General features: G+C 30.1%; 13 protein-coding genes. All 13 read left to right on the forward strand.

The features are described 5' to 3' along the window. Positions 1 to 8 precede the first annotated feature (8 nt). The 13 genes from arsM (at position 9) to ACI48Q_RS09805 (ending at position 12,833) form a co-directional block, all read left to right on the forward strand. The gene (gene arsM / locus ACI48Q_RS09745; RefSeq protein WP_474918890.1) at positions 9 to 800 is read left to right on the forward strand and encodes an arsenite methyltransferase; all 792 of its coding nucleotides are present in this window, start codon (positions 9 to 11) and stop codon (positions 798 to 800) included. A gap of 101 nt (positions 801 to 901) precedes the next feature. Next, positions 902 to 1,483: a flavodoxin family protein gene (locus tag ACI48Q_RS09750; protein ID WP_474918891.1), complete on the forward strand. Its 582-nt coding sequence runs from the start codon at positions 902 to 904 to the stop codon at positions 1,481 to 1,483. Between the two features lie 433 nt (positions 1,484 to 1,916). Then, on the forward strand, positions 1,917 to 2,330 hold the full coding sequence (locus ACI48Q_RS09755; protein WP_474918892.1) for a VOC family protein: 414 nt from the start codon (positions 1,917 to 1,919) through the stop codon (positions 2,328 to 2,330). A gap of 382 nt (positions 2,331 to 2,712) precedes the next feature. After that, a complete protein-coding gene (locus ACI48Q_RS09760; protein WP_474918893.1) occupies positions 2,713 to 3,135 on the forward strand; it encodes a VOC family protein in 423 nt (140 codons plus the stop codon). A gap of 218 nt (positions 3,136 to 3,353) precedes the next feature. Beyond that, positions 3,354 to 4,046, forward strand: coding sequence for a response regulator (locus tag ACI48Q_RS09765; protein ID WP_474918894.1), 693 nt, complete (start codon positions 3,354 to 3,356; stop codon positions 4,044 to 4,046). Positions 4,047 to 4,057: 11 nt separating this feature from the next. Beyond that, the gene (locus ACI48Q_RS09770) at positions 4,058 to 5,041 is read left to right on the forward strand and encodes an ATP-binding protein (protein WP_474919513.1); all 984 of its coding nucleotides are present in this window, start codon (positions 4,058 to 4,060) and stop codon (positions 5,039 to 5,041) included. Between the two features lie 375 nt (positions 5,042 to 5,416). Beyond that, positions 5,417 to 6,163 carry an ABC transporter ATP-binding protein gene (locus ACI48Q_RS09775; protein WP_474918895.1) on the forward strand — a complete coding sequence of 249 codons (747 nt, stop codon included), beginning with the start codon at positions 5,417 to 5,419 and terminating at the stop codon, positions 6,161 to 6,163. Then, entirely contained in the window at positions 6,163 to 8,058 is a 1,896-nt protein-coding gene (locus ACI48Q_RS09780; RefSeq protein ID WP_474918896.1) for an FtsX-like permease family protein, read from the forward strand. Before ACI48Q_RS09775 ends, ACI48Q_RS09780 begins: the two co-directional genes overlap by 1 nt. Before the next feature lie 90 nt (positions 8,059 to 8,148). Then, on the forward strand, positions 8,149 to 9,012 hold the full coding sequence (locus tag ACI48Q_RS09785) for an undecaprenyl-diphosphate phosphatase (RefSeq protein WP_474918897.1): 864 nt from the start codon (positions 8,149 to 8,151) through the stop codon (positions 9,010 to 9,012). Between the two features lie 383 nt (positions 9,013 to 9,395). Beyond that, positions 9,396 to 10,262, forward strand: a complete 867-nt coding sequence (locus ACI48Q_RS09790; protein WP_474918898.1) for a sugar diacid recognition domain-containing protein — start codon at positions 9,396 to 9,398, stop codon at positions 10,260 to 10,262. 397 nt (positions 10,263 to 10,659) lie between these two features. Beyond that, positions 10,660 to 11,130 carry a TraX family protein gene (locus ACI48Q_RS09795; RefSeq protein ID WP_474918899.1) on the forward strand — a complete coding sequence of 157 codons (471 nt, stop codon included), beginning with the start codon at positions 10,660 to 10,662 and terminating at the stop codon, positions 11,128 to 11,130. Positions 11,131 to 11,532: 402 nt separating this feature from the next. Next, the gene (locus ACI48Q_RS09800; protein WP_474918900.1) at positions 11,533 to 11,940 is read left to right on the forward strand and encodes a VOC family protein; all 408 of its coding nucleotides are present in this window, start codon (positions 11,533 to 11,535) and stop codon (positions 11,938 to 11,940) included. Between the two features lie 17 nt (positions 11,941 to 11,957). Continuing rightward, on the forward strand, positions 11,958 to 12,833 hold the full coding sequence (locus ACI48Q_RS09805; protein WP_474918901.1) for a GNAT family N-acetyltransferase: 876 nt from the start codon (positions 11,958 to 11,960) through the stop codon (positions 12,831 to 12,833). Positions 12,834 to 12,875 lie beyond the last annotated feature (42 nt).

The raw sequence follows: 12,875 nt of genomic DNA on the forward strand, positions 1-12,875 counted from the left end.
GGCAAAAAATGAGTGATTTTAAAAAGATAGATGTTAGAGATGTTGTTCGTAATAGTTATAGGAAAATAGCTATTGGAAATGTAAAAGAGGATGGATGCTGTAGTGAAGGTCTTAATATTAAAAAATCTTCAATAGAGATATCACGTAAAATCGGATATTCTGATGAAGAAATATCAACTGCTCCAGAGGAAGCTAATATGGGATTGGGTTGTGGAAATCCCCAGTTAATAGCTAACCTTAAAGAAGGTGAAACTGTTATAGACCTTGGAAGTGGAGGAGGATTCGACTGTTTTTTAGCTTCAAAAAAAGTTGGAATCAAGGGATACATTATTGGAATTGACATGACTCCAGAGATGATTAATAAATCCAGATTTATGTCTAAAAAATATAGATATAGAAATGTAGACTTTAGATTAGGAGAAATTGAAAATCTTCCTGTAGCAGATAATACTGCAGATGTAATTATTTCAAACTGCGTTATAAATTTATCTCCAAATAAACAAAGGGTATATAATGAAGCTTATCGTGTATTAAAAAAGGGTGGTAGCGTTGCTATTTCTGATATAGTTCTTATTAGAGAATTAACAGAGGAAATGAAACAAGATGAGAAGCTTTATTGTGGATGAGTTACTGGGGCATCTTCAGTTGAGGAATTAAAATTATATTTAAAAAAGGCTGGCTTTAGTGATATTAGAATTGAAACCCAAGAAGTATCAAAGGAATATGCTGAAAAATGGGCACACAATTTAAAAGTTGGAGAATATATTATGTCTGCATCAGTAAAAGCAATAAAATTATAAAAAAGTATTGTGACATACTGCATTCTTCTTATTTTTAATGTAATTATTATTTTAAGAAGTGTGCATTTTGTATTGAGTATTATCAGCAAAGGAGAGATAAAATGAAATATTGTATCCTTATGGGAAGCCCTCGTAAAAATGGAAATACATCTAAATTATTAAAGCCATTTATTGAGGAACTTGAACTTAATCAAGTTCAGTATGATTTGATTTGGCTTTATGATAAAAATATTGAACCGTGTACTGCTTGTCGGAAATGCCAAAAAGACTGGACAATCTTTGGATGTCGATATTCTGATGATATGCAGCAAATTTTTGATAAAATATATGATTGCGATGTCATTATTTTAGCTACACCTATTTACTCATGGTTTTGTACACCACCTATGAAATCACTGTTGGATCGTTTGGTGTATGGAATGAACAAGTATTATGGTGATAAAAAGGGTCCCTCTCTTTGGAATGGCAAAAAGTTAGCTATCATAACCACTTGTGGGTATAGACCAGAAAATGGAGCAGATTTATTTGAAGAAGGCATTAAACGATATTGCAAACACTCTCAATTAAAATATATTGGAATGCTCGCTGAAAGAGACCTTGGGTATAAATCTGTATTTATAACAGATGATAAAATTGAGCATTCAAGGTCATTTGCTCAACAACTAATAAATAATGAATTATAATCTATTTCTATTTAGCGATTAAAACATAAAACTGAATATTTTTACGTCGAAATACAAATAAAGTATACACGAAAGTAAAGTTCTTTAGAAACTTAATAATGCTATATTAGAGATATTTCTCATCCAATTTATGGAATATATAGACAAATGTTCTGTATAATATGGTATAATTTTCTTGAAGTTAATTCTACGCTGTAAGATAGTGATTATTAATAGATAGCATGGATGATATTTTTCTTTGCAAAAGTCAAAAATATTTTATTCCAGGGTTACAATTAAACAGGGAATTTTACGCATTTTTATATTATGGAAAGCCATTAATGAAGATTAAACTTTTATAGAACGATGTGCGGAAAAAGGCGATAGAATAGGTGAAAGTATTATTGCAAAATTGTAAAATATTGATTAATTAAACGGTTAAAGGGGTGGCCATATGATGAAAATGATAGACCACTTAAATAGATATGTTTCAAATGTTGATAAATTTATAGTTTTTTATAGAGATGTTCTTAATTATGAACCTATTGATAAAGGCATAAAAGCAAATGGAAAGAGTTATGCGATTCTTAAGGGAGATGGACATGAATTGTTTATTTCTGAAAAAGATAATTTCACAATAGAAGAAGAGCAGAACTTTAGACATATAGGTTACCATATTGAGAATGCAGATGAATTATTGGAATCCTTGAAATTAAAGGGGTATGTTGAACAAAAACAAGAAATTATAATTAAATCATTTTCGAGGCAATTCTATATAAAAGATCCAGATGGATTTGAAATTGATTTAATTCAATGGACAGATAAACAAGGATTTTACAATCACCTAAAAGATAAAAATAATAAATAAAATATACCACATAATATTAATATACAGTGTTTTTGTTTTGTAGAGCAAAAAATGATGCACAAAAATATATAAATATTTATTATTAAAATTATGATATATATACATGAATATTTAGTATAATATGGTATAATTTTTATAAGATAATTATCTATTGTAATAAGTTTATGTGCAACAAAGATTTATATAATTTGAAGTATGGTATAATACCACTGTTCCATGATCTTAGAATGGTAGCCGTTGGTATAAAATTATTAGAATCATTTTGGATATAGAACATGAAGTAATTTCATGAAGATGTAGCTTTGTTAAGACACTTATTGGTTTCGTAAAATTTTGTATAAATAATAAATAATAAAACACAAAATGAGTAGGAGTTGAGAAAATGGTACAATCTATTGTCCATATAGCTCTAGTTGTCAAAGACTATGATGAGGCTATAGAATTTTATACGAAGAAACTTCATTTTACATTAATTGAAGATACATATCAGCCTGAACAAGACAAGCGTTGGGTAGTTGTATCTCCACCAGGTTCAGTTGGAACTACAGTATTACTTGCAAGAGCATCTAATTCTGAACAAGAGCCATTCATCGGTAATCAATCAGGCGGCAGAGTTTTTCTGTTTTTAAGCACTGATGATTTTCGGAGAGACTATAATGAAATGATTTCAAATGGAATAGAATTTGTAAGAGAACCAAAAGAGCAATTTTATGGAATAGTTGCAGTGTTTAAGGATTTATATGGAAATTTATGGGATTTAATACAATTCGATGAGAAACATCCAATTATGAAACGAATTAAATAACTAATGAAGTTGATTTGGAGTATATTAATGAATAGTGTTCACAATGTGAGAAATAAGGGGTTACTAAATAATCCCTTAATTTTTTTGTATATCATCTGAAGTTATATGAAAAAATTGGTATAATATTAAGATATATAGGTTGTAATTGAATTAATATGAAGTATCATTATTACAACATATGTATAATAAAATTTTTGTATAAAAAATAGGAGATAACAATGACTTATAAAATATATGTTATAGAAGATGATTTATCAATAAGTAATTTACTAAAAGATTACATAGTAAGATATGGTTTTGAAGCAAAGGATGTAGAGAATTTTGAGAACATTGTAACAGAGTTTAATGACTATAATCCAGATTTAGTACTCTTAGATGTGAATTTACCAAAGTTTGACGGCTTTTATTGGTGTAGTAAGATAAGGCAGCAGTCCAAGGTACCTATTATCTTTATATCTGCAAGAGAGGGCGGAGCCGATCAGATTAGAGCTTTAGAATGTGGGGCTGACGATTATATAACTAAACCCTTCTATTATGATGTGGTGATTGCAAAGATAAAAAGCCATCTTAGAAGGGCTTTTGGGGATTATGCACCTAAGGTGGATGAAAGAGTAGTGGAACTAGATGGACTTAAATATTATACGGAGAGATTAGAATTGGAGTTTGAAGGTAAAACTTTTATTATTACTAAGAAGGAAGGAATACTTCTAGAATGTCTTATAAAGCAGTACCCTAAGGTGGTGAGTAGGGATTATCTACTAGAGAAAATCTGGGATAATACTGAGTTTGTTGAGGAGAATACCTTAAATGTAAATGTAAGTAGAATAAGAAAAAGGCTGCAGGATTTAGGTATTGAAAATGGAATTGAGACTATAAGAGGTATTGGCTATAAATTAAATAAAGTGTGGTAAGAAATATGAAGATGAAGTTATTTATAAAAGAGTATAGAGGATATATTGGCATATATTATTTAAGTATTTTTCTTACAGTAATATATTGTGGACTTATAAATTTTCTCGACTTAAGGGAAGGACTCTATATATTACTATTTAACACCTTTATTCTATGGTGTTTTTTAGCCTTTAGATACTATAAACAAAAGCAGGTATATGAATTATTTCATAGTGGATTAAATACTACTCAAGAGGCATTCTTAGAGTTAGGAAATTCCACCTTAGGTGAAAATATTTCAGAGGTATTGAAAAAGCAGCATAAGCTATATGAAGAAGAGTTACAGAAATATGATAAAATCTATAAAGAGCATATCACCTTTATAAATCAGTGGGTTCACCAGATGAAGACACCACTTTCAGTTATAGATCTTCACCTTCAAGACAATGAGGGTGATGCGGTAATAGAGAGCATAGGGGAAGAGGTTATTAAGCTAAATAAGGGCTTAAACATGGCTATGTACTTCGCAAGACTTGATTCCTTTCAAAAGGACTTCCGCGTTGAAAAGCTATCCTTATACAAATTAGTAATGGATAGTGTAAATGAAGAAAAGAAATTGTTTATAAAAAATAGAATTATGCCTAGGGTAGAAATAGATGAATCACTAGAAGTGTACAGTGATTTAAAATGGCTAAGGTTTATATTGCAGCAGCTCATTATAAATGGAGTAAAATACTCCAAAGGCCATGGGAAATATTTAACCATAGCTGCACATAAAGATGAAAAGAGGATTATCTTACATATAGTTGATGAAGGTGTTGGGATACCTAAAAAAGATATAAAAAGAGTGTTTGATCCCTTTTTCACAGGAGAAAATGGCCGTAACTTTGGAGAATCAACAGGTATGGGCTTATATATGGTAAAAAAGATATGTGACAATCTAAATCATGAGATAAATATAGAATCTAAAGTACAAGAAGGTACAAAAGTTTCAATAGTATTTACTAGCGGTTAATTGTGATATTGTTATGTTTCATATAGTGCTGATTTTCGAGCTACATATTATTACTCGGAATCCGTTTCGAAACCTTGATTTACTAAGGTTCTATTCAAGTAAAAAACTAAAAGCCAACAACTCGATTCTCTCGAACAAGTTGTCTTTCTTAACGCTTTTTACTCTCATATAACCTAAGTAAATCTAAGTTTTCTGCAAATGGCTTCCTTCGCAATAATATGTAGCTCCTTATCAACACTATATGAAAATAGAACAATAATATTAAACCTTACACAGCTGTAAGGTTTGTGTAAGGTTTGTAGATAGTTACTTTTGAGAAGGTAGTATAACATTGAAGTATAGTCAGAATGAGTAGAAATAAAAGGAGTGAATACTATGGATATATTAAAAGTAACTAATTTGACTAAGGTGTATGGAAAGCAAAGGGTTTTCAATGCTTTGAATAATGTAAGCTTTACTATAGAACATGGAGAATTTGTAGGAGTTATGGGGCCCTCTGGAAGTGGGAAAACGACTCTTTTAAATATGATTTCAACGGTGGATACACCAACTTCAGGAGACATATGGATAAAGGAGAAAAATCCACTAACCCTCAAAGGGGATGACCTTGCATTATTTAGACGAAAGGAGCTAGGCTTTGTATTTCAAGATTTTAATCTATTGGATACTCTAACCATAGGTGAAAACATCTTATTGCCCTTAACTTTAGATGCAGTAGAACTAAAGGATCAGGATGAAAAGTTAGAAAAGGTATCTAAGATCCTAGGAATAGAAGAATTACTTAATAAGAGAACCTTTGAAGTATCAGGTGGAGAAGCACAACGAACGGCTATTGCTAGAGCATTAATACATAATCCTTCCATAATACTAGCTGATGAACCTACAGGAAATTTGGATTCAAAGGCTTCAAAAATTGTAATGGAACTCTTTGAAAAGATAAATAGTGAGGAAAAGGTAACTACAATGATGGTAACCCATGACCCAGTAGCTGCTAGTTACTGTAATAGAATATTATTTATTAAGGACGGAGTTATATATAATGAGATATATAAGGGAGACAGTAGAGAGCAATTCTATCAAGAGATAATTGACGTACTTGCACTATTAGGAGGCGTTAATTAATGGATTTTAAAGAATTTGCCATAAAAAATGTCCTAAGAAATATTAAGGCTTACTTTGCTTATTTTTTAAGCAGTACCATATCAGCCTCTTTGCTTTTCTCCTTTACTATGGTGGTACTTCATCCAGATTTAAATTTTAATGAAATTCCTGATTTTTTAATAATGGCTCTACATGTAACGGGAGTTATTGCATATTTATTTCTATTTTTCTTCGTATTTTATTCCGTTAGTGTATTTTTAAAAAGTAGATATAGTGAGTTTGGAACACTCTATATACTTGGCACTTCTAAAAGTCAAATTAAAAAGCTGATTTTTATGGAGAATACCATTATAAGCACAGTAGCTGGAATAGGAGGAATACTAATAGGGCTAATTTTCTCGAAATTGTTTCTAGTAATTACTTCAAGATTACTAGGAATAAAGGTATTAGAGTTTTATATACCTATAAAGGCAATTATAATTAATTTTTTTGCCTTTGGAATAATGGGAGTATTAATTTCCATGTTTGCTTCCTTTATAGTTAAGGAGAATGAAGTTTTAAAACTACTTAAAGGTACAAGAGCACCAAAAAAGGAACCAAAAACCTCACCGATTTTGGCTATGAGTAGTTTGATTCTATTAGGAATTGGATACTATTTAGCAATTACAGCAGTTAAGGATAATGTTATAAATCTTATAATTCCAATTACTTCAATGGTTATTCTAGCAACCTATTTATTATTTTCAGAATTTAATGTATTTGCTATAAAACTACTAAAAAACAATAAATACTTTTATAGGAAAAATATCACATTACTGTGGGTTTCCAATCTATACTATAAAATAAAAGATAATACTAGAATGTTTTTCTTGATAACAATAACTACAGCTATGGCTTTTACCTCTATTGGAGGAATATATGCCTTTTGGAGAGATATAGAAAGTCAAGTGGAAATAGCTTTTCCTCATGCATTCTATTATTCAATAGATAATAAAAATGGAAATGAGGAGACTAGCAACTCAAAATCTACACATGAAGAAAGAATTAATTTTATAAAAGATTCTTTAAAAAATAATAATATACAATACTCTATAGTTGAAGGATATATTAAGCCCGTTATTTTAGATGGAAGTGTTGTGAAAATGGGATTAATAAATGAAAGTACCTATAAAGAATTAGCTAATGACCTAGGAATAGAACCTATGAACATTAAAGAGGGTGAAGCACTAGTAGGAGGACCATTAGAAGAGCAGTCAAGAAATACTATAGATATAGGGGATAAAGTTATAAAAGTCACAGGGAAAGTGGAAAAAAGAATAATGCCAGCCTTATATGAAGATGTATACATTGTGAAAGATGATTTATATAATAGCATAAATCTTAAGGCAGTAGAGCAAAAGTTTTATTCCTTCCATGTGGAGAACTATATTGAAACCTTAAATATATCGAAAACCTTTCAGGAGAAATATAACGGTGCCCTAAATGAACCTATATATATTTTTTTATCTAAGGCAGGAATGCTTGAATCCGCAAAGGTTAATTATGGCACGGTGATGTTTTTAGCTATAATACTAGGAATAATTTTCTTTGTAACTACAGGAAGTTTCGTATATAATAAGCTTTATATGGGCACAGAAGAGGATAAGAAAAAATATGAGCAACTAAATAAGATAGGATTGACCTATGGTGAAATCAAGAAGATATCAACTATTGAGATAGGAGTTTTATTTTTACTTCCATATATAGTAGCTGTAATACATGGACTATTTGCCCTTGGAGGATTAAAAAATGCCTTCCATATAGAAGTTACTTCAGCGGCCTTCTTAGTAATGGGAAGCTTCTTATTAATCCAAGTAATATATTTCTTAATCATAAGAGGAAAATATCTGTCAGAAATTAGACAGCTCATCAAGTAATTAATAGCAATATTTTAAATGGTATGGATATGAACTCAATATTAGTACTATATTAAAATAGTGTCAATAATATAGAAATGGGTGGTTACAATGGAAACAATACTTTTAATAATAAAATCTATGGTGCTTGGAATCGTAGAAGGAATAACTGAATTTTTACCAGTATCTTCTACAGGGCATTTAATTATTTTTCAAAATTTAATGGGGTTTAAAGGTACTAATCCAAATTATGTGGAGATGTATACATACGTAATACAATTAGGAGCAATCCTTGCAGTAATTATACTTTACTGGGCGAAAATAAAGGATACTCTTATAAATTTCTTTCCACAAAAGGTGGGTTATGAAAGATCAGGTTTTAAATTTTGGTTTATGATATTTATTGCTTGTATTCCTGGAGGAGTTTTTGGAATACTTTTAAATGATATAGCAGATAAATATTTATTTACACCAATGGTTGTAGCTATAACCTTATTCTTTGGTGGTATATGGATGATATATGCTGAGAAGAAATTTAGAAGAAGCAATGGAAAGGTGAAAAGTAAAGGTAGAGGAGCAGATTTAAATATTACAGTAAAGCAAGCAGTGATAATTGGAGCATTTCAATGCTTAGCTATAATTCCAGGAATGTCTCGTTCTGCTTCCACAATTATTGGAGGATGGATTTCAGGACTTTCTACTGTGGCGGCTGCAGAGTTCTCCTTCTTTTTAGCAATCCCAGTTATGGTGGGAATGAGCTTTTTAAAGATTTTAAAAATTGGAGGATTAGCTACTCTTACATCACCAGAAATAATTGCTCTTGCGGTTGGATTCCTAGTTTCCTTCATAGTAGCATTAGCAGTAATTAATAAATTTATATCATATCTAAAGAAAAAACCAATGAGAGTATTTGCAGTATATAGGATGGCCTTTGCAATTGTAGTATTACTTACAGGATTCTTTGGGTTATTTTAGAAAATTCCGAGCCAATGAACAGTTTTAAATATGTTCGTTGGCTTTTTATTTTGTGCACCATGTACAAATATATATAGTTTTAAATGTAAATTGTGCACAAAGTTTACAGAGCTGCTAGATTACACTTGAGGATAAGTATATACGTAAAATGCTTATAAATACGTACTTTAAAGCATAGAAAAGCTTGCTTATAAGGATATAAAAAAACTTCATACTTCATGGTAAATGGATGTTCATGGTACCGCACTTTATTGTTTAAAAATTTTTCTTATGATATAATATAGAAAAAATGTTAAATTGTATCCATTTACATATAAAGCTAAATAAAGATATTTTAATTAACTTATAGATTTAAACTGAAGAAATAAATTGGGGGATTAGAAATGAGTACATTTAATGAAGGGACTAATTCAAGCAAATCCTTTCCTGTGGAGCTAGCTAAAAGAATTGTTAATATGTTACATGATGTAACAGGAGGAAATGCTAATTTCATGACCCAAGGTGGCGTTATTATAGCCACAATGCAACCTGAAAGATTAGGTAAGGTTCATGATGGTGCAAAAAGAATTATGTCTGGAGAACTTGATGAATTAGCAGTCAGTATTGAAATGGCAGAAAAACTTAATGGAGTACTACCAGGTTATAATGGAGTAATATTGTACAACGGAGAGAGATTAGGTTGTATAGGACTATCTGGAGACCCAGATAAAATGAAACCACTTCAACAGCTTGCAGCAATTATTGCAAAAGAAGAGTATACAAAACATTTATCAACTCAGGCAAAAGTAAAGATTATTCAAAAGGTTGCAAGAGAAATAGAAGAAATGACCTCCGCAATACAACAGATTACAGCAGGTAGTTTGGAGAGTCTTAATCATTCGAAAATCATTGAAGATATGGCAAACAGTTCAGAAAGTCAGTTAGGTAGTATTAATAATGTTTTAAACACTATTAAAGGCATTACAGACCAACTAAAACTTTTAGGATTGAATGCTTCTATTGAGGCTGCTAGAGCAGGGGAATATGGAAGAGGATTTGGTGTAGTATCTAAGGAAATAGGTAAGCTATCTACAAATTCTGCTGATTCTCTGAAAGGTATTAATAATATTTTAAATGATATAAAATCATCAATTACAAATATTGCAGAAGGCATACGTAATAGTACTCAAATTGCTAATGAGCAATCCTTAGCGCTTCAACATATAAGTAATAGTATTTTGGGCATACAAGAAGAAATAGAAAAAATATAGGTGTCAACCATTTAAAACAAAGCCAAAAAATAATAAACAGTAATTTTTAGACAAATAAAAGGTGCTATCTCAAATTGATTTTGAGATAACACCTTTTGTGTTCATATAGAAATTTTTAATATGCGGCTTTGAAATCAATATTATATTAAAATCTAGGTAAAACTTAAGATTTTCTTAATAATTATGATAGGAAAATTTAAAGATTTATCCCTTATAATTTAATTATAGCAATTGATAAGTTATAAATAGCAATATTTAGAGGTGAAATATTTATATATAGGTCCTTTAAAGAATATTTGGGGAGGGAAGAAAATGAGTAAAATTGTAAGAAAGAATCTTGGAGCAATAGCCATATTTATCATTGGTTTTTCATTTATTGCAGTTGGAGTAATGAGGTTTGTACTATATTAGTGTATACAATAACATATTTGCTACATTAGCCCTTGGACTTACTATTATAAACCTATTAGAGTATAGTAAAAGATGTGAAGAAAATAAAAAGATAGGAGTAATAATATTATCTATTCTTTTAATTTCTGGAGCATTATTTGTAGAAGGCGGAGCAAGTCTTATACCATTTATAATGGTGACATATTTCTTTAGAGAAAATAATAAAAATTTATTAATCGGATATATTTTATTATTCGCTATACTGCTTAAAATGAATTTGGTTATTTACCCAGCATTAGATATGACTATAGATATGCTCATGTTTAACTCAGACTTTTTATTCATAACAGTAGTTCCTTTTATACTTCTTTATAATGGAGAAAGAGGACTAAATAACGTGTTTAGTAAGTATATGTTTTATATATTTTATCCATTACACTTATGGATATTAGCTATAGTAAAGTTTATGATTAGTTAATAAAAGAATCCTAAGGTTAGTATTTCTAGCTTTAGGATTTTTATTATTTGCTTTGTTTTAAATGGTTGTTCATTATCAACACTATCTTAAAACAAAGCCTTACTATTTTAAGATATGTATGATTTTAATACTATAATTAATAGAACTGATACCTAGTTATTAGCCTAAAATCCAATTAATTTCCAAATAAGCTTAAATTGAAATAGATAGGTAATATTGTAAAAATTATGAACTGAATGGTATAATTATTATGAATGAAAGGCACAAATAGTATTTTGAGCATATTGAGGAAAGAAAATTACTAGTCTCTGTGGCTCAAATGGTTGAAAAGCAGTTCCACTAGCTTTATGTTTTTGTTAAGGCATATACGCTTAGTCATATTATAAGGGGGTTAATATAAATATGAGTTCACACCTTGGAAATGAAGTTATGTTTATTATATATGTTGAAATTCAAGAAAATTCTAAATTATTTTATCAGGAGTTACTAGATATAAACCCAATACTACATGTGCCGGGAATGACCGAATTTGAGCTTTCAAAAAATGTTACCTTAGGAATAATGCCATCAGATGGAATTGTAAGAATTCTTGAGAATAAAATTCCTCATCCTAAAGAGGGCGATGGAATACCAAGATGCGAAATTTATATATTTGTTGAAAATCCAGACGAGTTTTATCATAGGCTTATAAAAGCTGGTGGAACAGGGATAAGTAATACAGAATTGCGGTCATGGGGAGATTATGTAGCTTATGGATCTGATCTTGATGGACATATAATAGCATTTGCTAAGAGGAAATATGAAGTTTAAAGGTAGAGGGACTAAAAATGGAGAAATTTAATTACAAAAATAGAGTAATTATAGAGCAGAGCTTAAGTGAAGAAAATTTTGAGGATGTTAAGAAATTAATAGAGATATGTAATGAAAAGGATAATACAGATCTAAAGTTTTATCTTGATGAAAAAGCAGAGAACACTACTAAATTTCTATTTTATGATGAAAGAGATTTAGTTGCATATTTTGGTATGACACCCAGCTATAATATGGGTGAAGCCTATATATGGAGTGCAATTCATCCAGCTTGCAAAGCAAAGGATATTTTCGCTGAGCTTTTTAAGGGTGTAAGAGATAGATGTAGAGAAAATAAGGTATTCACTTTAAAATTCATTAATAAAAGAGAGGCTATTAGACTTAGAGAGCTCATTATCTATGTAGGCGGAGAAGAGAAATACTCAACCTATGAAATGAAGTTTAATAGAGAATATTATAAAGAGTTCATTGGAGAATACACTGATCTTGTTTTGAGTAGAGCATCACTTGAAGATTTAGATAAGATTGTACCTATAGGCATGGAAGCTTTTGGAACCACCGAAGAAGATGAGCGAACATACAATGAATCAAATTTAAATAATTCTAAATATAGTAATTTTATTGGTAAGATTCATAATACTACAGTTGGGATTATTTCTGCAAGAATAGAGAATGGTAAGGGAAGTATTGCTGATTTAGCAGTGCACAAGAGTTATAGAGGAAAGGGATTTGGAAAAGCAATATTATCAAAAACAATTGCTTACTTACTTAATCAGGGAATGGAAAATTTCACTCTTAGTGTTGAAACAGAAAACAGAAAGGCTCTCTCATTATACGAGGATTCTGGATTTAGAATAGTAAGTGTCAATGATTGTTATGAAGTAAAAGTTTGATTTTTTAAAATGAATTTTGTCCAATTATCTTACGATGTGAGT

It is taken from the genome of Clostridium sp. LXY-7, assembly GCF_056172015.1.